Source organism: Saccharopolyspora gloriosae, assembly GCF_014203325.1.
Lineage (GTDB): Bacteria > Actinomycetota > Actinomycetes > Mycobacteriales > Pseudonocardiaceae > Saccharopolyspora_C > Saccharopolyspora_C gloriosae.
Genome location: NZ_JACHIV010000001.1, coordinates 3,540,942 through 3,564,924 on the forward strand (window position 1 = coordinate 3,540,942; position 23,983 = coordinate 3,564,924).

At 67.6% G+C, this 23,983-nt stretch carries 23 protein-coding genes and 1 CRISPR repeat array (1 of these 24 running past the window's edge); of the genes, 17 read left to right on the forward strand and 6 right to left on the reverse strand.

Going from position 1 to position 23,983, the window contains the following annotated elements; all coding sequences use genetic code 11:
* Window positions 1-264: a CRISPR direct-repeat array (repeat unit 29 nt; unit sequence CGGAACACCTCCACGCGTGTGGAGAGCAC) (it extends 71 nt beyond the left edge of the window).
* Between the two features lie 230 nt (window positions 265-494).
* Window positions 495-716 (reverse strand): DUF397 domain-containing protein, encoded by a 222-nt coding sequence (locus BJ969_RS15660; protein WP_184479645.1) that lies wholly within the window; start codon window positions 714-716, stop codon window positions 495-497.
* 41 nt (window positions 717-757) lie between these two features.
* Window positions 758-1,579 carry a helix-turn-helix domain-containing protein gene (locus BJ969_RS15665; protein WP_184479646.1) on the reverse strand — a complete coding sequence of 274 codons (822 nt, stop codon included), beginning with the start codon at window positions 1,577-1,579 and terminating at the stop codon, window positions 758-760.
* A gap of 759 nt (window positions 1,580-2,338) precedes the next feature.
* Between BJ969_RS15665 and BJ969_RS15670 the strand changes: the two genes are divergently transcribed.
* The 10 genes from BJ969_RS15670 to BJ969_RS15715 all read left to right on the forward strand — a co-directional run bounded on the left by BJ969_RS15670 (window position 2,339) and on the right by BJ969_RS15715 (window position 10,874).
* On the forward strand, window positions 2,339-2,584 hold the full coding sequence (locus BJ969_RS15670) for a hypothetical protein (protein ID WP_184479647.1): 246 nt from the start codon (window positions 2,339-2,341) through the stop codon (window positions 2,582-2,584).
* On the forward strand, window positions 2,581-2,979 hold the full coding sequence (locus tag BJ969_RS15675) for a response regulator transcription factor (RefSeq protein WP_184479648.1): 399 nt from the start codon (window positions 2,581-2,583) through the stop codon (window positions 2,977-2,979). Before BJ969_RS15670 ends, BJ969_RS15675 begins: the two co-directional genes overlap by 4 nt.
* A 23-nt stretch (window positions 2,980-3,002) precedes the next feature.
* Window positions 3,003-3,461, forward strand: coding sequence for a helix-turn-helix domain-containing protein (locus BJ969_RS15680; protein ID WP_184479649.1), 459 nt, complete (start codon window positions 3,003-3,005; stop codon window positions 3,459-3,461).
* Window positions 3,458-4,579, forward strand: coding sequence for an NUDIX domain-containing protein (locus BJ969_RS15685; protein WP_184479650.1), 1,122 nt, complete (start codon window positions 3,458-3,460; stop codon window positions 4,577-4,579). The genes BJ969_RS15680 and BJ969_RS15685 overlap by 4 nt, the downstream gene beginning before the upstream one ends.
* A 72-nt stretch (window positions 4,580-4,651) precedes the next feature.
* Window positions 4,652-5,386, forward strand: a complete 735-nt coding sequence (locus tag BJ969_RS15690) for a hypothetical protein (protein WP_184479651.1) — start codon at window positions 4,652-4,654, stop codon at window positions 5,384-5,386.
* Between the two features lie 108 nt (window positions 5,387-5,494).
* Entirely contained in the window at window positions 5,495-6,085 is a 591-nt protein-coding gene (locus BJ969_RS15695; protein WP_184479652.1) for a hypothetical protein, read from the forward strand.
* A gap of 41 nt (window positions 6,086-6,126) precedes the next feature.
* A complete protein-coding gene (locus tag BJ969_RS15700) occupies window positions 6,127-7,110 on the forward strand; it encodes a DUF4192 domain-containing protein (RefSeq protein ID WP_184479653.1) in 984 nt (327 codons plus the stop codon).
* A 76-nt stretch (window positions 7,111-7,186) separates the two neighbouring features.
* Window positions 7,187-8,668, forward strand: a complete 1,482-nt coding sequence (locus tag BJ969_RS15705) for a ParB/RepB/Spo0J family partition protein (RefSeq protein WP_184479654.1) — start codon at window positions 7,187-7,189, stop codon at window positions 8,666-8,668.
* Between the two features lie 150 nt (window positions 8,669-8,818).
* Complete coding sequence (locus tag BJ969_RS15710; protein WP_184479655.1) at window positions 8,819-9,757, forward strand: bifunctional DNA primase/polymerase; 939 nt, start codon at window positions 8,819-8,821, stop codon at window positions 9,755-9,757.
* Between the two features lie 22 nt (window positions 9,758-9,779).
* On the forward strand, window positions 9,780-10,874 hold the full coding sequence (locus BJ969_RS15715) for a methyltransferase (protein WP_425503557.1): 1,095 nt from the start codon (window positions 9,780-9,782) through the stop codon (window positions 10,872-10,874).
* 14 nt (window positions 10,875-10,888) lie between these two features.
* Here BJ969_RS15715 and BJ969_RS15720 read toward each other — a convergent pair whose 3' ends face one another.
* On the reverse strand, window positions 10,889-11,776 hold the full coding sequence (locus BJ969_RS15720; RefSeq protein WP_184479656.1) for an aminoglycoside phosphotransferase family protein: 888 nt from the start codon (window positions 11,774-11,776) through the stop codon (window positions 10,889-10,891).
* A 67-nt stretch (window positions 11,777-11,843) separates the two neighbouring features.
* Here BJ969_RS15720 and BJ969_RS15725 point away from each other — a divergent pair, with 67 nt between their 5' ends.
* The 3 genes from BJ969_RS15725 (at window position 11,844) to BJ969_RS15735 (ending at window position 13,416) form a co-directional block, all read left to right on the forward strand.
* Window positions 11,844-12,296: a single-stranded DNA-binding protein gene (locus tag BJ969_RS15725; protein WP_184479657.1), complete on the forward strand. Its 453-nt coding sequence runs from the start codon at window positions 11,844-11,846 to the stop codon at window positions 12,294-12,296.
* A gap of 113 nt (window positions 12,297-12,409) precedes the next feature.
* A complete protein-coding gene (locus tag BJ969_RS15730; protein WP_184479658.1) occupies window positions 12,410-12,940 on the forward strand; it encodes a hypothetical protein in 531 nt (176 codons plus the stop codon).
* 59 nt (window positions 12,941-12,999) lie between these two features.
* A complete protein-coding gene (locus BJ969_RS15735) occupies window positions 13,000-13,416 on the forward strand; it encodes a hypothetical protein (protein ID WP_184479659.1) in 417 nt (138 codons plus the stop codon).
* On the opposite strand, the gene BJ969_RS15740 is transcribed toward BJ969_RS15735, so the two are convergent.
* Window positions 13,413-13,850 carry a hypothetical protein gene (locus tag BJ969_RS15740; protein WP_184479660.1) on the reverse strand — a complete coding sequence of 146 codons (438 nt, stop codon included), beginning with the start codon at window positions 13,848-13,850 and terminating at the stop codon, window positions 13,413-13,415. The genes BJ969_RS15735 and BJ969_RS15740 overlap by 4 nt on opposite strands.
* 923 nt (window positions 13,851-14,773) lie before the next feature.
* Here BJ969_RS15740 and BJ969_RS15745 point away from each other — a divergent pair.
* The 4 genes from BJ969_RS15745 to BJ969_RS15760 all read left to right on the forward strand — a co-directional run bounded on the left by BJ969_RS15745 (window position 14,774) and on the right by BJ969_RS15760 (window position 22,968).
* A complete protein-coding gene (locus BJ969_RS15745) occupies window positions 14,774-15,613 on the forward strand; it encodes a hypothetical protein (protein ID WP_184479661.1) in 840 nt (279 codons plus the stop codon).
* A gap of 305 nt (window positions 15,614-15,918) precedes the next feature.
* On the forward strand, window positions 15,919-20,907 hold the full coding sequence (gene mobF / locus BJ969_RS15750; protein WP_221315836.1) for a MobF family relaxase: 4,989 nt from the start codon (window positions 15,919-15,921) through the stop codon (window positions 20,905-20,907).
* A 489-nt stretch (window positions 20,908-21,396) separates the two neighbouring features.
* Window positions 21,397-22,449: a NucA/NucB deoxyribonuclease domain-containing protein gene (locus BJ969_RS30840; RefSeq protein ID WP_184479663.1), complete on the forward strand. Its 1,053-nt coding sequence runs from the start codon at window positions 21,397-21,399 to the stop codon at window positions 22,447-22,449.
* 9 nt (window positions 22,450-22,458) lie between these two features.
* Complete coding sequence (locus tag BJ969_RS15760) at window positions 22,459-22,968, forward strand: hypothetical protein (RefSeq protein WP_184479664.1); 510 nt, start codon at window positions 22,459-22,461, stop codon at window positions 22,966-22,968.
* Window positions 22,969-23,421: 453 nt separating this feature from the next.
* On the opposite strand, the gene cas2e is transcribed toward BJ969_RS15760, so the two are convergent.
* Window positions 23,422-23,625 (reverse strand): type I-E CRISPR-associated endoribonuclease Cas2e, encoded by a 204-nt coding sequence (gene cas2e / locus BJ969_RS15765; RefSeq protein WP_184479665.1) that lies wholly within the window; start codon window positions 23,623-23,625, stop codon window positions 23,422-23,424.
* A gap of 4 nt (window positions 23,626-23,629) precedes the next feature.
* Window positions 23,630-23,908 (reverse strand): hypothetical protein, encoded by a 279-nt coding sequence (locus BJ969_RS15770; RefSeq protein ID WP_184479666.1) that lies wholly within the window; start codon window positions 23,906-23,908, stop codon window positions 23,630-23,632.
* Between the last annotated feature and the right edge of the window lie 75 nt (window positions 23,909-23,983).

Genomic DNA, 23,983 nt, shown 5'->3' on the forward strand with positions numbered 1-23,983 from the left:
CCACGCGTGTGGAGAGCACGCACCCCCCCCCGGTTGAGCCCTTGCGGGCAGACGGAACACCTCCACGCGTGTGGAGAGCACGGCACCACCATCTACAGCGCCGCCACCGTCACCGGAACACCTCCACGCGTGTGGAGAGCACTCCCACCCGCCTTCGATGAACGAGTCGTAGAGCGGAACACCTCCACGCGTGTGGAGAGCACCAGGCCGAGCCGAGCAGGCCGATAATGCCGGACGGAACACCTCCACGCGTGTGGAGAGCACCCTTTGCGAACTGCGGTTTTAGAAGGGGTGTTGCACGTTTTGGGAGGGAGTCATGTTGAGACCGGTTCTGACCTTCCTCGGCGCCTCCGTGGCCAACAGCCGGTCATCGGGTAGGTCGCCGAACGAAGCGAACCGACTTCGCCGGTGTAGCTCGAAAAGCGCCACGGCAGCTGTCGTAACCCGGTGCTGGTCATGGCGGCGGCCTCCACGATCCTCGTCGTGTCGAACCGTCAGCGTTGCGAGGAACGGCCGACTAAGTCGATGAAGGCGGCCCACCGTGCAGCCGACACACCGAGCACCGGACCTTCCCCGTGTTCCTTGCTGTCGCGGACGTGTACGAGATCGGCACCGAAGCACACCTCGACGCACTGGTTGCCGTTCGGGTTGCTGTACGAGCTCTTGAACCAGACTCCCCGCGTGCGGCGGGCGGCATCTGCGTCGGTCGAGGTCATCTCTGCTGCGATCCTTCAACGTCGGTGCTCGGGTGGGCGAACTACAGCTCGTCCGCGAAGTCGAGCAGCAACCGGCGCGTCTGTTCCGGGCCGACCGCGGCAGCCTTCTGCTGCTCCCACAGCGCCAGGGACTGCGCCGCTCGCTTGCTGTCATCCACGTACGAACCAGCGTCATGGTGTTCCAGGTAAACGATACTGACCGGAGGCTTCGTGTCGTACCCGAAGATGCTGTAGTCGTGACCTTGGCCCATGTAGTAGCCGACTCCGAACGGCACTACCTGGATCTCGACGTTAGGCCGATCAAGCTCCTCTATCAGCCGGTTGACCTGCTCCCTCATGATCTCGGCGCTTCCCGCGGTCCGCCTGAGCGCCGCCTCGTCAACGACGAACCAGAACTTCTGCGCCGTGTTGTTCAGCACATGCTGACGTGCAAGCCGGTCGGCGGTGTCGCTGTCGATCTGCTCCTGACTCGGGGAAGGCCTCCAAGCGCGGAACAGCGTCCGCATGTAGCCCTCCGTTTGCAGCAATCCAGGAATGACCAGCGATTGGTACGAGAAGAAGCGCTGACAGCTGGGCTCCATGTCGACGAGCAGCCGGAGATGCTGCCGGAACCGTGAGCTGAAGGCGCCACGCTTCGCCCGGCGGTTGCCTTCGGCTTGGAGGTCCCGCGCGTACGCCCGGTCCGCCTCTTCCGCCCCGTACGCCTCGAGCAGGGCGTCCAGCTCCATCGCTCGGATGCCACTGCCCGACTCGATGTGGGCGATCTTCTGCTGAGTGCAGCGCAGCACCGACGCGGCGTCGGCTTGCGTGAGCCCCGCATTCGTCCGCTGCCGCGCGAGTTCGTTCCCCATCACGATCTTCATGACCGCGGGCGGGAGCTGCCGGACCACATCTACCTCCGATTCACCTCTGGACACGGGCGCACCACCGCAGAACAAGTTCACCCGTTCAGTTATGTACTCAAGTTGAGTACACGAGTTACGGTATTGCGCACTGGGGATGCGATGACAGGAGAGCTTCCGCCTCGATCCCTTCGAGTACACAAGTTACCGCTCTCGCCGAGCGGACAGAGTGCAGACACGCGCGGCGATCCACCGGCCCGCAGAGGAAAAGAGGTCCCATGTCCGCATCACCGACTTCGTCGGACTCACCTCCGTCTCCGAACGCGGGTGACGTGGTCGAGCAAGCGCACGCCGTTCAGCACCGGCTCCTCGCACTGGTAGCGGCGTTGGAGGCGCCAGCCGCGGTGACCGCCGAGGACTGCACTCGGCTCGCGGCTTCACTTCGAGGCTTCGCGAAGAGCCTCGATCGCTTCGGCGGGCGCTGCCCCACCTCGTCGCCGAGCTCCGAGACGCGCACCTGGGTGTTCCCCGGCCAGCAGCGTTGACCCGAACTCCTCGAACCGGACGGACCCCGACCGCCGGTTCGGGGCGCACCGGCACCTGACCGCCCCCTCGGCAGGTGCTGGTAGCCGGCCGCGTGACGTGCTCCCCCGAGCGTCACCGGCCAGCCCGGCCGCACGACCGCCTTCCCGGTCGTGCGGTCGGGCCCGGCTGCCTCGCGGGAGCCACTTCGAACGGATCAGCACGTGGCGATCCGCCTCCCGAACAGGACTTCACCTGATGACCACCCGTACCTACGGACTCCCCTGCGCGTGGCACTACGAGGCCGCCCGCGGGATCACGCTGCGCTGGGGACGACCCGACGGCCACTTCACCGTCCACAACGGTGACCAGCGCGGCAAGCGCGACGACCACGCCCTGATCGACACCGTGCGCGTCAGCAACCCGTGGCAGGACGACGCCGACGTCGCCGCCAAAGCACGCGCTTGGGCGCGCGCCAACCCTCGGAACGGAGGAAGACCATGAGCAACGAGTACCCCGACCGGATCGCCGCGTTGAAGCTGCACGCCGTGCCCACCCCCGCCGAAATGGACGTGGCGCGGTTGTTGTCGTGCGGACTGACCAACAGCGCCATCGCAACTCGGATCTACCGCAGCGAAGACACCGTCAAGTGCCACATACGGCACCTCCTGCGCAAAACCGGCGCCACGAGCAGATCCGGGCTCGTGATCTGGATGTACGAAAGCGGTCACGCCGTGCCCGGCCAAGCCTGTTTTCCCGACTGCCCGCGCCTCCCGGCGAGCCCACCTCCTCCGAGCTCCGCCGTCGCCCACAACCACGCGGCGGCACGCCTGCACCGCACGCTCACCGCCGCCCGCGCCGATGTCGAAGCCGCACTCACCCGCCTCGGCACGCTCTGAGACCACGACCAGGAGGAAGAACCATGGTCGAATTCCCCGACAGAACCGACCGGCTCGATCTCGACGCCGTGCTCTCGCACACCGATCTCGTCCTAGCTCGACTGATCAGTTGCGGGTTGTCCAACGCGGTGATCGCCAGCCGGCTGCACCGCAGCTGTGCCGGAATCCGGGCCCAGACCAGCAAACTTCTACGCCGCACCGGTGCGCGCTCGCGAACCCAGCTCGTGGTCTGGATGTACGAAACGGGTCACGTCATCCCCGGCATAGCCGCCAACCCGGACGGTCCCCGATCGCCGCAACCGGGCTCGGGCAGGGCGCTCTCCCCGGAGCAGGCCACCGCGATGAGCCTGCCCGCGCTGCGCAGGCAGCTCACCACCACCCGCAACGACCTCGCCACGCTCGCCCGGGTCTTGGAAAGGCCCCGCGTACCCCGGCTCCCATCGGCGACCCCGCCCGCGAAGCACGGAAAGTTCCGACCATGACCGCCCGGCACCACCGAGTCCGGGTGATCTCGTTCAGCATCGGCGCACTCGCCACCACCAGCGGCCCCACGCTCGGAACGGCGCTGACCGCGGCCTCGCCTCACGATGCGGCCACCGTCGCCGACGTGCTGCGCCGCACGCTTTACCCCCGCGCCAACACCACACCGGAGTTGGTCGAACAGCTCGCCGCCGAACTCTCCCTTCCGCCGAGGAAAGTGCGCTGCCTCCTGCACTCACCGCGCCCGCTGCTCCTCGCACCGACCGCGCGGGCGCTGCTCGCCGGACTGCGCGACGCCTACCCGGAAGTCCGGCTAGCTGTGTGCTCGAACGTCGCGGCTGCCGACATCAGCCATGCCGACCTCATCCGGGCTGAACTCGGCCCGCTGCTCGACTCCACGCACTTCTCGCACCGAACCGGCCTCGCCAACGGATCCGGGCCGGAGTCGTTCGAAGCGCTCGCTCACCACCACGGCATCGCCCCCTCCGCAGTTGTCCACACTGGACTCGATAGGCACGAGGACGTCCACGCACCGTTGCTCGCCGGTTGCCGCGCCCTGCTGATCCACCGCGACCACACCGGCACACCGCGCGTCGCTGACACCGACCGCTACCGCACAGCTGCAGACCTTCCCCGAACCATCGCCGAACTCCGGCGGTGGATCCCGCAGAGCCGACCCCGTCCCACGCTCCCCGTACGGGCCTCCGCGATGATCCGCGACGCCCAAGGACGGCTCCTGCTTGTCCGCGGACCCGACGACGAGCAATTCTTCTTCCCCGGCGGCCGTTGTCATCCCTTCGGAGGCGAAGCACCGCCGGAAGCGATGATTCGCGGAGTTCGCGAAGAACTCCGCCTCACCGCCACCGCCGGGAGGCTGCTGTGGGCGGGTTCGTCGCACGCTGAATCACCGGACGGGGAGAACGAGGTCCACTTCCTCTTCGAAGCCCGGCTCGACGGCACCTGCGTGCCTGATCCCGAACCCACCGAGGTCGCCGAATACCGGTGGGCGAGCAACAACGAAGCGCTCCACTTACTGCACCCTGCCGAGGCCGACCGCCTCGTCCGCATCTCCCGCGGACAGCACCACGGCTGGCAACGACGGGACCGTTCCCGGCGATAGCCACGACCCACCTGTTCCGAGTCGTGCGGTGCGGCCCGCCCAAGCAAATGTTGATCTACCCGGAAGCGAGCGATGACGCCTGCGGTGCCGGGCCGCGATGACGGTTCGATTTCGAGCGAAAGGGCAGGTGAGGTCATGTTGTCGGTTGTTCCTCCGCGGTACCTGGCGCAACGGATCGCTCGCGCGGACGAGACCGCCGAGCACGCCGCCGACCAGCTCTACCGGCTGCGAATGCTGGAGGTGTCCCAGCTCGTGCGCGACGTTCTCCCGACGGCCGATGCCTTGGTCGTCAGTGTTCGCAGCAAGGCCCCCGAGGGGTTTCAGGTACACGCCGTGCTCGCCGCCGATGAGCAGCCGCTCTGGTCTTCCGGCGACCCCGCGCCCACTTCCGCCCCGAACGATTGGGGAGAGGTGTGCGCGCAGGTCGGCTACGCACTGGCGTCATCCCTCGGCAACCGTTCCCCGCAGGATCGTTGGCCGCAGAGCGGGTCCGGCGACACCGAGTCCTACATCGTCCAGCTGCACGGGGACGACGAGATCGCAGCCGCCATGTCGGTGTCCCCTGGCGAGCTCGCGGTCAAGCTGCACGACAAGGAAGACGACCATCCACTGTGGCTCGTTGAGCCCACCACCACGCCGACCATGACCGTCGGCGAAGTGCACATCACCGCGCACATCGGCGGAAACGGACACCTGATGGTGGACGTCACTCGCGAACGCACCACCGCGAACCGCTGGAAGACCGGGGCCGAGGTGGAGATCGACGTCCGCATCGACGGGATGAACGTGTTCCCCGCAGCCAGCTGACGAGCACGCGCTGTCCCATCTCGGCTCGTCCACCACCGACGAGCCATCCGCATTCCGCTTCAACCGACGCCCGTCCCAGGACGGGCGTCTTTTTCATGGGAGGTGAACATGGCGGCAAACCCGTCGCTCACGATGCACGGCTCGATTTCGGCCGTACTCGGCGACATCGGTCACGATGTCGCGGGGTTGTTCGAGATCATGGCTTGGGCGGAGGAGGAGATCGAGGCGGCCCGCCAACGGCACGCCGTCGATGCTGACACGCTCTGGCATTCGTTCACGCTGCTCGTTCCCCGACACGAGCTGATGTCCACCGAGTTCGTGTACCGCTCGCACGCCGTGGAGATCTTGGAACGGGTCGCAGCTGGAGAGGACACGCGGACGGCGACCGCGGCGGAAGTGTGCTGCGTCCTGGCCCAGGCCAGTCAAGTCACCCCGTTGAACTCGGTCGCTTCCGGCCTGTACTGCCGGATGTGGCAGCGCGCCTTCCCCGATCAACCGTTGTTCTGGGACACCCACGACGCGCATGAAGCGCTCGAAGGCGCGCGGATCGACGAACTCGAGGCGACCACACGCCGCAAAGCCGCCAGTCCGGACCGGGCGTTGGCCGAGATCGTCTGCACGGGGCGGCACCACGGTGAGCCCGTGGACTGCACGTACGCGACCGGGCACGGCAAGGAGCACCTAGATCTGGCGAGCTGAACACCCTCTCTCCCCCTCCACACTCAGAAAGGACTTCCACCATGGAGAAATCCGAACTGGTTCTTCCCGGAACCGACGCGATGATCAGCGAGATTCCGAACCTGCTCGGCTTCGTCCCTGCCGAGTCCCTGGTGCTGATCGGGTTCGCCGACCTCGGAACCCGCTCGGCTATGCGATTCACCCTCCGCATCGACCTGCCCGATCCGGAACACCGTTCGCCCGCAGCTCGCTACCTCCTCGGCTTCGCCGAGACCAGGCAGATCGACGCGGCCCTCGCGGTCATAGTCGGAGGTAGCCGGAGCGAGCAGCGGGAACTGGTCAACGAGCTCCGCTCGGAGTTCGACAAGCACGAGATCACGGTGCACGCGATCTGGACCGCCGCCCTGCACACCGGTGAGAGCTGGTACTGCTACCAGGACAGCGGATGTCGAGGTTCGGTGTACGACACCAGCGAATCCCAGCTGGCCGCCATGGCAACGGTCGAAGGGTTCCGCCGGTGGGGCAGCCGGGAGGAGATGGTGGCGTCGATCGCCCCCGTCCCGGACGAGGATCGACAGGTGCTCGCCGACGGAGTGCGGGCGTGGCGTGCGCTCCCCGAGAGCGCGCCCGGCTCACTGCGGGAGGCCACGGCCCCGGTGTTCGCCGCCTTGGAACAGCTCCGCGGCGGCGAAGCGCTGAGCACGGACCAGGCCGTGGCAGCGCTCGGTGCGCTGGGCTATCCGCTCGTGCGAGACCTGATGCTCGCACGCCGGGAGCCGGGCGCTGAGCAGCTCTGGACGATCCTGCTGCGGCATGCTCCGGACGCGGAGGTCGAGGCACCGGCGGTGTTGCTGGCGACCGCCGCGCACCTCAACGGCGACGGCGTGCTGGCCAGGATCGCGCTGGACCGCGCGCTGGAGGCCGTCGCTCCTCAGCCGCCCAGCAACGTCGTGCGCATGCTCGAAGAGATTCTCGTGCGCGAGCCGGCCCACCTCCGCGAGATCCTCGACGACGTCGCCGGTGACCCTGACCTCCGCCTGGACTGACAGTCCCCATCTCGCAGCCACCGCGCACCCCGACCGGGGTGCTTTTTTGTTGCTCTGAAAGGAGAACACCTTGACCATGACCACCACCGGACCCGGTGCACAGCACGACCCCGGCGCTGAGGCGCCCGAGGCACAGCTCCTGCAGGTTGATCCCAACGAACTGATCATCGGCGTCAACGTCCGCGCGAACGTGGCGCTGGGCTCGGGGTTCGTCGCCGACATCAAACGCCGTGGCGTCCGGGAGCCCGTCACCGTCGTCCGGCGAGCCGACGGTGCACTCGTGGTTCGCAAGGGGCAACGGCGAGTTCTCGCAGCGATCAAGGCCGAGCGGGCGACCGTGCCCGCGCTGCTCCTCGACGAAGCGGAGGAAGCCGACACCAAGACGCGGATCGCCACGGTCATCGATCAGCTGGGCGAGAACGAACACCGCGAGCAGATCACCGACCGCGACGAGCTCACCGCCACCCAGGAACTGCTCGAGCTCGGCCTCACCGCACGGCAGATCGCCCGCGAACGCTCGATCCCCCGCAAGCGCGTCGAAGGAACCGTCGTCGTCGCCCGCAGCGACGCCGCCCGCCGCGCCGTCCTCGACACCGGCATGGACCTTCTCCACGCCGCCTCACTCGCAGAGTTCGACGGCGACGAAGAAGCGATGACCGAACTGCTTACCACGGCCGCCGAACACCCCCACCGGCTCGACCACGTCGCTCAGCGCTGGCGGGACCAGCGCACCGAGGAAGCCGCGCTAGCCGCACGCAGCGCCGAACTCGTCGAGCAGGGCGTCACCGTCATCGACCGGCCCTACATCTACCCCGACGGGCTGCGCCAGCTCAGCGCGCTGCGGCCGACGCCCGAGTCCGAGCCTGGCAACGAGGTCGACCTCGAACAGCACCGCCGCTGCCCGGGGCACGCCGTGTTCCTGGACTACTCGCGGCGCAGCGGTGAGGTCCGGGACGTCGAGGTCTGCCAGGACTTCCTCGCTCACGGTCACGCCGAGCGCCTCGCTCCGCCGGGGCAGGCCACCAGCGCACCGAGCAGCGGCGGTTCGATGACCGAGCAGGAACGGAAAGCGAAGAAGGCCTACGGGCGCACCGTCATCGCCCATGGCAAGGCCTGGGATTCCGCCACGACGCTGCGCCGCGACTGGCTGCACCGGTTCGCAACGAGGCGCACGGCGCCGAAGGACGCGCCGGTGTGGACCACGCAAATCTGGGCCAGCGGTGGCCACAGCTTGCGCAAGGCCCTCGACAACGGCCACGAACTCGCGGGCGAGCTCCTCGGGCTCCCCGGTGGTCCGTCTGAGATCGCGCGCGCAGCACAGAACGCCACACCCGGACGCGCCACGGTGATCATGACGGTGCTCGCGATGGCCGCGATCGAGGCAGGAACCGACCGTCGCCACACCTGGGAACGACCCGACGAGCTCCAGCGCCTGTACTTCGCGCAGATCCAGCAATGGGGTTACGAGCCCGCCGAAGTCGAAGCCCTCGTCACCGGCGGGGCCTCGTCGCGCACGGGTGACACCGAGGACTCGCCCGAACTCGACGAGGCCGCCTGAACCACGTCCACCTGGCCGGTCCCGCCACTGCGGAGACCGGCCAGGTGCTGACCCGAGGAAGGAGGGAGTCGTTGTGCTGCACCGCCGCTGGCCGTGGTGCCCTGCTCGCTGCGTCCGCATCGACGTTCCCGTTCCGGGAAGGCCGAGCCGATGAGCATCCCCACCGACCGTTTCGCCGACGTTCACGACACCGACCCACCGTTGCTCTGCGCCGCCTTGGCCGCAGCACGCCGGGGGCACGCGGTGCTCCCGCTGTGGCCCCGCTCGAAACGTCCCGCCTTCACCGACTGGGAGAACGCGGCCACCACCGATCCGCAGAAGATCCGCGAGCTCTGGACGGCCGCGCCGTTCAACATCGGCATCGCCTGCGGCCCATCACGGCTGCTGGTCATCGACCTGGACGGCGCGAAGGGGCAGCGTCCTCCGCCGCGGTGGGCGGGAGCGCGCAACGGAGGCGACGTGCTCGCCCGCGTGGCCCGCGAGGCCGGTCGACCGTTTCCCTCCGAGACCTACACCGTGGCCACGCCGAGCGGGCTCCACCTGTACTTCCAGGCGCCGCGGCATCCGGTGCTGCGGTCATCGGTGGGGCGGCTCGGTTGGCGGATCGACACCCGTGGTGAGGGCGGATTCGTTGTCGCGCCAGGTTCGATGCGCGCCGCCGGCTCCTACCGGGTGCTGTGCAGCGGGCCGATCGCCCCGCTTCCCCAGTGGCTCCACAAGGCTCTGACGCCACCTGCCCTGGTGGAGACAACATCGACTTCGGTCGAGCCAGGGCGCATGGAGCGGTACGTGGCAGCCGCCCTCACCGCCGAGTGCCAAGCAGTGGCGACCGCCGCTGTCGGTGCCCGGCACACCACGCTGCTGCATGCCGCGATCTCCCTCGGCACGCTCGTCGGCGCTGATGCACTGGATATCGATGATGTCCGCAGCGCGCTGCGGAATGCTGCCGCGAAGCACGACGCGGACTTCCCCGCCTCGGAGGTCCACCGCACGATCGAAGACGGACTCGCCTACGGCGTTCGACGCCCCCGCGCACTGCTACCTCGGGCCGCGCGGGACAGCGCAACCGCACACATCCGAGGCGCATAGCGGCCAACCAGGGACTTCAGCGATGTTTCACGAGTATGTGATCATCCAGGCGAATTCGCCCGTCCCGCCACGTATTCAGTTGACACGCATGCCACTGTCGACCCTCGTGGACCAAATCGACAACGTCTCGGCGATCCGGAACATGGCCGGGCTGGCCAATCCCATGGCGTTGCGAGTCGCGGTCACGCTGGGGCTACCGGACCGCTTGCGCGGAGACGGTGCCGATGCCGACCGGCTCGCGACCGAACTCGACTTGTCACCCGTGGCGCTCGAACTGCTGCTGGACCACCTGGTGACGCTCGGGATCCTCGAGTTCGTCTCCAGCGGCTATCGGACCACCGATTTCGGCGAAGCCCTCTGCACCGACGCCGACAACGGCTTGACCAACTTCCTGCACCTGAACATGGCCGGCGGCCGAGCCGAGATGGCTCTTGTCGAACTCCTGCACAGCATCACCACCGGACACGCCGCCTACCCGCGACACCACGGGCAGGACTTCTGGGCCGACCTCGCCGAACACCCTCACCTCCGCGAATCGTTCGACCAGCAGATGACCGACCGCTTCCGCACCCAAATCCCGCACATCGTCAGCGGCTACGACTGGTCCCGCTTCACGACCATCATCGATGTCGGTGGCGGTCACGGAACCCTGCTCGCCGCGATCCTGGCCGCCTGCCCCCGACTCCACGGCCACCTGATCGACCTCGACCCCACCGCAACCAAAGCCCGCAACACCTTCACCGCACACGACGTCGATGACCGAGCGGACAGCACCGCAGCCAGCTTCTTCGACCCTCTTCCCACTGGCGCGGACGCCTACCTGCTGTGCGACATCCTCCACGATTGGGACGACGACCACGCGCACCAAATCCTGTCCCGCTGCGCCGAAGCCGTTCCCGCCCATGGCCGCGTTCTGATCATCGAACCCGTCGGCGGAAGGCATGCCGCCACCGAGTTCGACCTCGCGATGCTCGCGATCTTCGGTGGCCGCGAGCGCCGAGTCGACGAGTTCCGCAAGCTCGCCTCCACCCACGGACTCGCCCTCGAAGCCGTCACCGATCTGACCGACCAACGCTGTCTCCTGGAATTCAGGCCTGCCGAAGCGCCGCCAGCCTGATGCGCTCTCCTTCGTCAGTTCGCAGCCAGAACTCGTTCGAGGGCGGCATAGCCCGCTGATTCCCACGACGGCTTTCCACCAGGCAGACCCCGCCTCCCGTTCTGCCCGATCCCGATCAACCCCAGCGCGCGCACGACAGCCCAGCCACGGGCGCGGGTGATGGTCGCTTCGTCGACCGGTCCGTAGGCGTCGAAGAATCGATTCGCCGCACCGGTGGGCAGCAGCAGCCAGGCGGCTGACAGATCTGTAGCGGGATCACCCGCGCACATCTCACCGAAGTCGATCACCCCTGCGAGCGTTCCGTCCCGGACGACGACGTTCGCAGGGTGCAGGTCACCGTGCAGCCACTGCGGCGACCCTTGCCAAACGGGAGCCGCTACCGCCTTCTCCCACACCCCGCGAGCGTCATCAACGCCCGGGTGCTCGGCGATGGCCTCGAACCAGCCGTCGATGCCCTCGTGCCATCCGATCAGAGGAACGCCGCGCGAAGGATTGGTCGGCGCGTCGGCAGGCGCCCGCTCGTGCAGTGCGCCCAGGAACTCCGCAAGAGCCTCAGCCGCGCCGAGGTGAGTCACCGGCACCTGATCAGCCGGTTCGCCCTTGACCCAACGCACGACCGTCCAAGTGCGCTCGAACAATCGCGACGGCTCGCCGATCCGCACCGGGGTGGGCGTGGGCAACGGCAGACGACTCGCCAACACCGGCAACCACGTCTGCTCATTCCGCAGCAGGACCGGCGCGCGCTCGGTCCGCGGCAACCGCACGGCCAACTCTTCCCCGAGCCGCCACTGCTGGTTGTCCCAGCCCCCGTTGACAGATCGGAGCCGGAGCTCGGCGAGATCCGGGTGCTGATCCCGCAGCAACGCCCGCACCAAGTCTTGCCCGTACTCGGCCTCACCCATCAACGAACCCCGTTCGGTCACACGCATCGAATTCCGCGTTCTGGATCAACTACCTAGGAGGAACATCATGGCCGGTGAAACCCCGATCACGGTGGTGGGCAACCTGACCGCCGATCCCGAGCTGCGCTACACCCAGTCCGGGACGCCGGTCGCGAACTTCACCGTCGCCTCGACGCCGCGGTCGTTCGACCGGGAGTCCGGGCAGTGGACCGACAGTGAGGCGATGTTCTTGCGCTGCACGCTCTGGCGCCAGCCCGCCGAGAATCTGTCCGAGACCCTCACCCGCGGCATGCGGGTGGTCGTGCAGGGCCGGTTGCGGCAGCGGTCCTTCACGACGAAGGACGGTGACAAGCGCAGCGTCATCGAGCTCGACGTCGACGAGATCGGGCCGAGCCTGCGCTTCGCCACCGCCAAGGTCACCAAAACCAGCCGAGCCTCCAACGGTTTCGGCAGCAACGGTTCCGGCGACGACCCGTGGAACACGACTCCGGACGGCGGCGAGGGCGAAGCGCCGTTCTGACCCCGCCCCCGGTTGCCTCGGAACACCCGTTCCGAGGCAACCGGACCCTCGTCACGTTCACCCCTCGGCCGGGCACCTAGTCCGGCCGATCTCCCCGATCCCTGGAGATCTTGATGTTGCTTCGCGTCACGATCACCCGCTACGCCGACTGGCTCACCCAGCCCGACAACATCGTCGACTGGACCACCACCCACTACCGACTCGACCCCTACCGTGCCCTGGAACTGATCCAGGAGCACACCCGCCGGATCTGGAACGAGTTCACCGACTACACGATCGTCGACGAAACCACCGCATTCCCGGTCACCCTCGACGACATGGCACGAGCCGCCTACGAAACCGCCCGCCAGGACCCCACCTGCCAAACCCGGTTCGCCACCTGGCTCGCCGGGCTCCTGCACGAGCTGCTGTTCCCGTGGGACGACGGCGCCCCGATGGCCGAGCCCCACTGGCGCTACTGGGCCCACGCAGCCTGCAAGCTCCGAGAATTGTTCGACACCGTCGACGACTGGCTCATCGACCGACTCGACGCCACCTGCAACGGCGACTTCCGCCTCGAACTCGCCCGCCACGACGTGGCCGCCGCCTCCGGACTCCTCAAACCCTGGCACTGCCACCACACCCCGAGCATCACCCCGTCGTGAACGCATGGCCGGGTACGAAATTCGGCGCTCGTGCCCGAGGCGGGCGTTACCCTCCCGACGTGCGCTTCAACTTCTACATCGTGTGCCTGCGGTGCAGCGGCGCGTCCGGAATCGGCGTGCTGTTGGGATGCGCCACGGCGCACCTGTTCGGACTCCTGCTGGGACGGGTCCCCTTGACCCACGAGTGGCTGCTGGGCGCGCCCGTCCTGGCGTTGCTCGGCGCCGTAGCCGGTCTCGTCACCGCGAAGCTCACCCGGCTCTGGCTGGCGCCCGATGCCTCTCGCCGCAGACTGCGATTCACGATCATCGGCGCCGCCGCCGTTCCTCTCGGGATGGGAGGCCCTCCGGACACGACGCCACCAAGCTCGCTCACCGTGGCAGTAGTGCTGCTGAGCGCGGCCCTGTTCGTAGCGCTGTGGTTCCGCGGCTTCCGTCGCGAACTCGCGACGGTGCGCCAGTACCTGCACGGCCGCTAACACTTCGCGTCCCACGCCTCAGGCACCGTTTCGTCCTCCATGCGGGCTGTCGCGAGAATGCGCCGGGTCTCCTTCACCGAACCGATCTCCAGCAACTCAGACACCTGCTCGACGGTCCGGCCACCGACCTCGTGAATCCGCAACGCCGCCCGAGCCTGCCGATCACGCGAAGCCGCAGTCATCGCCCGCACATCCGCACGAACCCCGTCGATCTTGCGCTGCATCGCGCTGATCTTCTCCTCGGCAGCGCGGTCTGCGGCTGCGATGTCCTCGCCTGCTGCCACGAACTCCGCGAGGGCACCATCGACTTCCGCCTCGCGGCGGCGCTGTTCGGCCAGCTGCTCGACGTTGCGACGGCGGGCAGCCTCGAGCCTCTCGCTGATCTTCGTCGAACGACGACGGCGCTTACTAGTGATCTTGATGTCTTCGGACATCACAGCCTTCCTTCCAAGACAGCGTTCCGATCTGCGTGCCTTGTCAGGCTAAGAACGCTGTCGAGCAAGGTTCCCGGCTTGGGCAGTGCGGCGTTCGGGCAGGCCAGGCATCTCTCAGCCGGCGGCCACAGGCCGGGTGCTGGTGAAGGTGGGCAGGGCGTGCAAGCCCCGAAGGGCTAACCGCCGAGGCGGCTCGACCAAAAACACGCCCTGCCCGGCACCGGCATGGAAGGGGTCTACCTGACCATGCGCGCAGTGCCCGGCCAGGCTACCGCGCGAGCCGTCCCCTTCGGCACAGGACAAGCCCACCACTCCCGAAAGCACGGCAGTGTGAGCCTCCGCTTCAGGGAGCGGGTCGTAATGCTGCCTGACGGCGGCGGCTTTCGGTGCCGTCTCACCTGGGTCTGCTCCCCTTTTTCCCGCTGGAAGGCAGCGGAGGGTAGCCCTCCACTGGGGCGCGTCAAGTCGCAGGGAGAAACTTTTTGGGCGGGGACCCCTAACCCCACCCAAAAACTTTCTCCCTAAGCGCGACTTGACCCACCCCAGCTCCGGGCAGTTAGTGAGCTGCCAGCGGAAAAAAGAAGAGCAGGGGCGGGCTACGCCCTCAAAGAAAACAAGCCCACTTGGCATGCCTTACGGCGACAACTAGGCATTACAAGTCACACGTACATTAAAGCCCCCCCCCAGTTCAGCGCCCCAATCAAAACAACACATCACCCGATCGAGCAGTGCATACAAAAGCTTTCCGCTGGATTAGATAGCTCAGCCTTGTTAGCATTAAACCCGTAAGGAAATCCGGGAGGCCAAACCCGGTGAACTTTCAAATTAGGGGTCTAGTCATGCAGATTTCTGGTTTTCTTCCGATTTCACACCTCCTCTCAGCCGTGTCGGAGTGCTTGGACAGTCGGGACTATCGCGGCGCGGTGGAGTTGTTCACCTCGCTGCGCCCGTCCGAGCGAGAGCTTGCGGCACTGCTGGAGTGCGCGCGGACGTTGCAGCGCCCGACGAAGGTAGCGCGGCCCCGGTTCGAGGCGTTGCAGAAGCGCGCCGCCGACGCGGACGACGTGCGCGACATCATCGCCGCGTGCGCACCGGCCGAGTGGGACCAGCACCGCCCGGTGGTCACCGTCGGGCACGCTGACCAGCGCGCGCCGCGCTGGACCGAGGACAACCGCCAAGAAGCCCCCCGAGACATCAGCATCGGCCGCGCGCTGCGACGGCTGCCCGACCCGGCCAGCGAGGAAGCCGCGCAGCGCGCGCACAACCTCATGGAGGCCTACGCCGCGACCCGGCTCGGCGTCGATGACGACACCCCCGCCAAGCCGGTGCAGGTCGACGCGGTGTCGGTGCGCCCGGACTCCCCGACCGTCTACGCGTCCGGTCTGGACTACGACGACGCCGCCAAGCACCCCGCGCGCGGCCGGTGCTTGGTGTGCAACGTCGAACCGTCGGAATGCGACCGCCGCCAACGGGACGGGTTGTGCGAAGACTGCCGCGAACGCGGACGCCCTGGCCTGGACGTGCTGCCGGTCAACGCCTCCCGCGCGACCCGCATCCGCGCCGTGTGCGCCTACCGGCTGGCACACGCCCCGCACCCGTTGCGCGCGTTGCGCGCCGAGTGGACCCGGTACACGCGCGACGAAGACCGCCGCGTGATCGAAGATTGGGTCAGCCGCAACGTGCGAACCACCCGCGCGGTCACGCTGCCCGCCCCGCGCACCGCGCCCGAACGCAGCCGCTACCAGGTGCGCGCCGCCGCCTGATCAAGCCCCGGTGGTGCCCTTCCGCGGGGAGGGCACCACCGGGAACCCCGCAGACACCGCACCCCGATCGGCCACCGCCAGCACTCCGGCCGCGCCAACCACCCCGACCGCGCCGCGCCCGCGCCCGCCCGGCCACCCCTACCTGCCCGGCTCGCGCCGCCCGCGCCGCTCGCCCACAGCACCTCTTGCACTCGGAGTGCTCCCAGGTGCTGAATCGATTGCGGTCACTCGGGAATCGCGTACGAACCCGCAAGCATGGAGCGCACCGCTTCGTCGTCGACCATTCCTGCACGGGTGCCGCCATGATGGGAATTCGCAAGATCACGCCGGGAGGTCATGAGTACCTCGTCGGCAGGGTCGCGTGCGGTGACCGCGACCTGGACGTCGGCGAAACGCTCGCGGACTACTACTTCCGGCACGGCTACCCGCCCGGGCAGTGGTTCGGCTCCGGTGCCGCGGCGTTGGGCATGACCGGAGAGGTCAGCGCCGCACAGATGCAGGCGCTTTTCGGTGAAGGCCGTCATCCCGACGCCAACGGCATCGAAGCCCGGCTGCTGGCGGCCGGTGCGAGTCCGCAGGAGGTGTTGAGGGCGACCAAACTCGGCAACCGGTTCCCGCGCTTCGGCGGCATCGACGACCTCCGCACGATGATCCGTGAGGCGTACACGGCCTACAACCAGGCCCATGGCAGGGAAGCGAATGCACCCATCAGCGAGACCGACCGCTCGCGCATTCGCCGCGACGTGCAGGTCCGGGCCTTCACCCAGGCCCGCGGCGCCCCACCCACTGACGACGACGAGTTCGAGGCGTGGCGCGCGGAGCAGCGGCGGCTGCTCAAGAACGCCACCGCCGGATACGAGCTCGTGTTCGCGCCGCCGAAGTCGGTCAGCGTCGCGTGGGGCTTGGGCGACTCGGCAACCCGCGAACGCATCGTGGAGGCTCACCGCCGAGCGGTACGAGACACGCTCGGCTACCTGGAACGGCAGGCGGCGTTCACGCGCAAGGGTGCGGGTGGCATCGCCCAGCACGACACCCGTGGGATCGCGGCGACGCTGTTCGAGCACTGGGATTCCAGGGCCGCAGACCCGCACCTGCACACTCACGTACCAGTGAGCACGAAGGTCCAGTCCGCTGTGGACGGAAAGTGGACTTCGGTGGACGGGCGCACGTTGCTGGCGTCAGCGGTGACGCTCAGCGAGTTCTACAACTCCCGGATCCGCGACCTCATGCGGGAACAGGGCGCGCAGTTCAGGCTGCAACCGCACCAGGGCATCGACCTCAAACGTCCGGTGTGGGAACTCGACGGAGTCTCCTCCGAGCTGTTGGAAGGGTTCTCCCAGCGCTCCGCCGCGGTCGAGCGGGAACGGGCGCGCGGCATCGTCGCCTATCGCCGCGCGCACGGCCGCGAACCGAACTCCAAGGAGCTGCTGGAGATCGGTCGGCGAGCCCAGTACGCGACGCGCCAAGCGAAACCCGCCGAGTCCCTTCCCCTCGCGAAGCACGTCGCTCGGTGGCGCCAGGAAGCGACAGCGATCGCGGGCGCAGCGGTGGTGGGCCGGATCGGTGAGCGAGTGTTCGGCGCGCGCCCGGCCACCTCCGATGAACGTTCGCTCGAAGAGTTGGCGGTGGCGACGTTGACGACGGTGTCCGAGCACTACAGCCATTTCAACCGGTGGAACCTGCTGGCCGAAGCTCACCGTCAGTCCGCAGGCGCAGCCATACACGCCGACGAGCGCGAACGATTCGTCGACCGGATCGTGCAGGCGGTCCTCGACGCACCGGACACGATCGCCTTGCAAGCCCCGTCGCTGGTGGAGGAACCTGAGTCGCTGCGCAGAGCCAGCGGCGAGAGCGTGTTCACCGAGCACGGCGCTGAACGCTTCACCACTCACCAGACACTGCGGGAAGAAGCCGCGCTGGCCGCGTGGGGACAACGCCGTGATGGTCACCGGCTCACCTCCGGCACCGTCGACGCCGCGCTGGCCCGCACCGAGCTCAACGACGCGCAACAGGCGGCGGTGCGCGGTTTCGCCACGTCGGGGCGTCGGATCCAGCTGCTGGTCGCCCCGGCCGGAACCGGCAAGACGACCACGATGAAGGTCTTCGCCGACGCATGGCGGTCCGCAGGCGGGCAGGTGTACGCGTTCGGGCCTTCCGCGCGTGCGGCGCAGGAACTCGGCCAGTCGATCGGTGCCCGACCGCACACGCTGCACCAGGTCACCACCGCTCTGGACCTGGGCAACGCGCACCGCCGGTTCGGCTTCACCCGCGGCGACGTCCTCATCATCGACGAAGCGGCGATGGCCGGAACCCACACCCTGCACACCGTCGTGCGCTACGCCCTGAGCCGAGGCGCCGATGTCCGCATGGTCGGCGACCACCGTCAACTCTCCGCGGTCGAAGCCGGCGGCGCGGTGCGGTGGTTCGCGCACCAGAACGCCGACTCCGTGCTCAAGCTGCGGGAGGTCGTGCGGTTCCGCGACCCCGACCAGGCGCAAGCCTCACTGCTGCTGCACGCGGCACAACCAGAAGGCCTGAACTACTACTTCGCCAGGAACATGGTGCAGGACGGATCGCTGGAGACGATGCGCGACGCCGCGCACCGGGCATGGCGCGCCGACCTGGACTCCGGACTCCAGTCGCTGCTGATCGTGCCGAGCAACGACGACGTCGTCGACCTCAACGTGCAAGCCCGCGAGCTGCGTCTGGCCCGCGGCCACGTCGACGACGAACGTTCCGTGCGGCTGCACGACGGCACCACCGCCGGTGCCGGGGACTGGGTCGTCACCCGGCACAACGACCGGTTGAAGACCCTGTTCCGCGGCACCGACTTCGTCAAGAACGGCGACACCTGGACCGTGCAACGTGTGCACGACAACGGATCGCTCGTGCTGCGCCACCAAGCCACCGGCGGATCGGTGCGGCTGCCCGCCGAGTACGTGCGCGAACACGTCGAACTTGCCTACGCCGCCACCGTCAACCGCGTGCAGGGCATGACCGCCGAGCACACCGCCCACAGCGTCATCACCCGCGGGATCTCCCGCGAACAGCTCTACACGATGGTCACCCGTGCCCGCGGGCAGAACCGGCTGTGGGTCGAAACCCACGAGCACACCCTCAACTCCCACCACGAAACCCCGCTGGAACGCACCGCACGCGGAGTCCTCGAAAACGCGCTGCAACGCTCTTCTGCCGAGACCTCCGCGTCCGAAGAACTCCGCTCGTCCCTCGGCGCCGAGGAGTCACTGCGCACGCTCGTTGCCCGTCACACCCACGTCGCCGACCTCGGTCGCGCCGACCGCATCGACTCCGTGCTCACCGAGCACGTCCCCGAACTCCTCGACCTCGACGGAGCCGGAGCACTGCGCCAACAACTGCGCAGCGCCGAACACCTCGGATGGCAAGCCGAACGCCTCATCCCCGAGCTCGCCAGCGGGCTCGACGACGCCGACAACCTGGCCGCACTGCTCACCTGGCGCATCGGCGACCTTGTCGCCAACCAACAGCCTCCCGCGCGCACCGCCACGCCGACCGCCGAACAGATGTCCCGCTGGCGCAGCACCATCGAACGCCACGACCACACCGCCGCACCCGAAGACCCCGAGTGGAACCGGGTGTGGGAACGCGCAGCCGCGGCGGCCGCCGAAGGCCTCGATGCCGACGCCGCGATCCGACGCGCCGCACACGCGCTCAGCATCCGCAACGCCACCGACCCGGCGTCGGCTTCCACGGTGGCCGCCGACGTCGTCGCGGCAGCCTGCGCCGAGCAACGCGGACACCAGCCTGTTCCCTGGCTCGCCCACGCCGACTTCCGCAACCTCTCCGCCGACGAGGCCGACTACCTGCACCGGCTCCAGCTAGCCATCACCGACCGTGTGACAGAACTCCGCCAGGCCACCGCCGCCAACCCGCCGCACTGGTCGACGGGGCTCGGCCCGCGGCCGGACGAACCACGAGCCGCTCTCCGATGGGAGGAACTGCTCGGGCATGCCGCCGCCTACCGCGAGACGTACGGCATCGACACCACCGACCCCGCACGCCCGCTCGGCGAACCACCCGAAGGCCACAACCTGCGCGCTCAAGCCTGGCACCACATCCTCGACCGCTGGACGCCCGAAGCACACCCCGACACGGACCGCCGCGATCCGAACGACCGGCTGCGCGAGGAGTTCGGCGAACCCCTCATGGCCACGCTCACCGCAACCGATCGCCCCACCAAACACCGCACCGAACAGCCCCTCTCCGACACCGTGCACCGCCGCGAACAACTCGTGCGTTCCCTGCTCGACCAGGCAGCGCGCGAAGCGCTGGCCATCCACGCCCCGGCCGCACTCGGCGCCCCCGCCGAAGAAGCACTACTGCGCGCCCTCCACGACGCCACCCGCGCAGGCTGGCAACCACACCGACTACTCCCCCGACTCAACGAACTCGACGACGCCCGCGACCCCGCAGCCCTGCTCGCCTGGCGCATCCACCGCCACACCGACGGCCGCGAACCGCCCGCACCCACAGCCGAACCGACCACCGACCAAATCGAGCACTGGAAAGGCCTGATCCAGCACGCCGAACAACCCGACTGGAGCAGTTGGGGCACCGTCTGGCGCCACGCCGCAGCCGCTTCCTCGGCCGGCCTCGACACCGACCGCGCACTCACCGACACCACCCACGCGCTCCGCTCGCGGACCGAACTCAACCCGCGCGAAGTCGCCCAACGCCTCGTCGACCACCTCGCCGACCAACGCACCGCCGGACTCGGGTACCGGCCCGCCCTGCCGTGGATGAGTTCGCTCCCACCCGACATCGACACCGGCCAACTCGACGACCTCGACCACGCCATCCGCGGACGCCTCACCGAACTCCGCGACGCAACCACAACCAACCCACCCCGCTGGGCGACGAACCTCCCACCCCGACCCGACGACCCCTACGCCGCCGAGCAATGGGCCGAACTCCTCACCCGCACCGCCGCCTACCGCGAAACCTACGGCGTCCGCACGGACCACCCCGACCTACCGCTCGGTCCCCAACCCCACGGTGACAACACCCGCACCCAGAACTGGCACACCCTCAACAACCATTGGAGGCTCCCGATGCACCCCGAACACACCGAGTACACCCAGCGCCGCCTCAACAACATCCGCGAGAATCTCATCGACGCCCAGGACGACCGCCGGGACGATCGGACCGATCAGCGCGAACATCTCAGCGACGAGCACCACCGCCTCCGCGCTGAGGAAGAGCACCACCACACGCAGGACCACGGCAGAGGCAGTGGCCTGAGCCACGGCGCATAGGAACCGATCGGGCATCGACCAGAAGAAGGTGGGTGGCGAGGGCCGCGATCCGGACGCGGTCAACAAGGCGCCGAGTCTGGCGGTGGTCCCACGTTCGCCGGGGCTTTCTTCGCTGAGCGAGGTCCGACTGCGAGCGCGTTCTTCCAGTGTGGTTCCTGGAAGGGCGAGTAGGGCTCGCCCCCTGAACAGCAGTGAAGGCACCTTCGCCGCCGAGTCCGATGCGCGAGCGCAAGGATCAACCGGCATCCGCTAGTCCATTCGAGTGTGGCGAGCAGCGTTCGACCGCTCCGCCGTTCGTGATCCTCCTATCTTGATCGAGTTTCCAATTGGAAGTTTCCAGTTGTTCTCGCGACCAGAGAAGAGGACGCAGTGGAGAACCGAACGCGATCGTGCTCGTGGGGCTCTTCCCGCAGCCGGTTCCGTGCAGGACGAATTCCAGGAATCTTGCTGACAGCTGCTCTGAGTGCCTGCATCATGCCGAGCACGGCCGTGGCCACGACTGCTCCGGAGGTGCAGTCGACCGCACATGAGCAGGGCTGCGACCGGTTACAGGAGCAACTGCCGGAGCTGGCGAGCCGCGGCGAAACCCGTGCCTTGTGCGTCGAAACCCGAGAAGCGAACCCGGCAGATGGTGGACCCGCGAACTCGATGATGGCCGCCGCCGTCCCCGAACGGTGCATGGGGGACTACCCGAACGACGCGTGGATCATCGATCGCTTCGTGGGATGTCACCGCGAGCTCGTCCTGCTACGGGTGGTCGAAGTTCCGAGCGGCCAGCAGATCGGGGAGGTCGACCTGTCGGTGGTCAACTCCCTTGAGGTCGACCCGAAGACGTTGACGTGGAACCACAGCGCTCAAGTCTTCCGAGTCGGCGCTCGTGGCGATGTCAACGGCGTCATCGCCAATGCCGAAGCCACCTGCGACACCGGGTGCACGGTCGCCACATCGACGCCACCGTCCGGCCTGGTGCTCACCAACCCGCAGGGGAGCATGACCGCCAACTCCATTGTGGATCCAGCGGTGCCCGGCTCCGTTGTGGCTGGCCGCACGAGCTGGACCATCAGCTACACGCAGATGGGCGCTGCTCCGTCGGAACCTGCCGTCTACACCAGTGAGCCTGTGCGATGCGACAATGCCACACCTAACGCAGCAGCAGGATGTGTGTTGGCGCGCTACACGCCGACCTTGACCTACAGCTTCGCGAACAACGGCGAACTCGCACAACACGTCGCTGACGCGCAGGCATCCGGGCTGCCGGGTTCGCCGATCAGCAGCGCACTCACCCGGCAAACCGACCCCGAACTCATCAACAAGAACCGGAACACCGCTTGCCCAGGTAGTTTGCCGCGCCCAGACGGGACGGAATGCGACGAGTACCCCTTCGCCAGCACCAACCAGGGAGCGTTCCTCGGCAATGGCTACAGCCAGCGCATGATCCTCGCGGGCGACAACCAACAAGGCGGGCGCGAACTCGCCGCGTTCTATCGCACCAACCGCGTGATGAACTTCGACCCCTTCTACGTTGAAGTGGTCGGAAGCTAGACTGGTGAGATGCCGGAACCGTTGACCATCTCGGGGACCGTCGAAGCGAGCTATCACCAGTTCTTCCTGCTCGACGTTGACACCTACCCCGAAGATGCCGGTCGGTTGTCCTGGCAGGACAACGGCCTCGTCACCACCACCACCGGCATCCTCGCCATCAGCACCGGCATCCACACCGGACCAGCTCGTCTGGTGGTGGAGCGCTTGTCCAGCGCTCCACCACTGACGACGCGAACGTGGGACGATGTCGTGGAAACCTCTCTGCACGTGCCGCAGCGCGAGCTTCGCGTAGCCGGACTGATGCAAGAACCCTCGCCCGAACTGCGGACTCCGGTTCAGGTCGACAGCACCCTGTGCCGCGTGCGCGTGCACGCCAGCGGTCGCGATACGGCATTCGACGTCGCCGTCTCGGATGCCGTCGAAGATTACCTCGTGCAGCTGTGGGAAACCGACAGCGACGATCCCGATGCCATCATGCATGCGACGAGTTCTTATGGAACAAGAATGCGCGGCCATTGAACGGGAAGCTCCCCAAGGCTGCTGAACAGCTCGTTTGCACGCCGAGCGGTCCGCGGAAAGCATCAACATCGCAGTCCTGCTGCCTGCCCTGGGGTGCGTGTTGCTGCGCTGTGCGCCCGAAGGGGGTGGTCTGGCCGAGCAAGTGCGCCAAGCGCACCGCGACGCGTGCTCTCCACGCGCGTGGAGGTGCTCCGCGACCGGCCAAGGCCCGCCTCTTGGATAGGGGTGCTCTCCACTCACGTGGAGGTGGTCCGGACCCGCACGACGAATCCCACCGCAGGCGCCTGCGCTCTCCACGCATGCGGAGAACACCCCTTCGCGAACAGGGGTTTTAGAAGAGCAGTTGTTCGTTTTCGCCGCCTTCGGCGTATGCGAGTCGTGGAAGCCGATGCGCTGCAGTCCTTCGAAGTCCAATGCGCTCCGGCGTCGCTGTCCTGCAGTGGTGATGGTGTATCACTGTTCGTTGTCCGTTGGATGAACGCACACGGCCGCTCCGTCACCGATGGCGTCGGCTACCTGGTTCCACAGTTCGTCGCGTACCCGAGCTGAGATGGAGCCGACGTAGAGGCCTGGTGCCGGCTCGGTAAGCCAGCGCGACAACGAACCGCGCACGTAATCCGGTACGGCAGTCGTGGAGATGACCACGAGGTTGGACATCCGCTCAGTCCTTATCGAGTTCCCGGACGTGGTTGACACCTGCATCGATCGGACCGAGATCGGGGTTCCACAGGTGGACGAGCTCGATCTCGGTGGGACCGTCGGCGTCTTCCGATGACGTCACACGCCGATCTGGATCGAGCGGATTCTGCACATCGGTGACTATCCACGGCAACAGCCGTACGAGGTGGAAGTCCTTACGAAGCAGGATGCGTACGTCGCGGGTGACTGCCCGCTGGCCATCCTCTGGCCACAAGCGCGCGACCGGAACAACAGCAGACAAGTTCGTTGAGTTACGCCGCTGAATAGCCGTGCTGCGCGCGCCAGAACTCGTAGTCGTCACCCAGCTACACGTTGA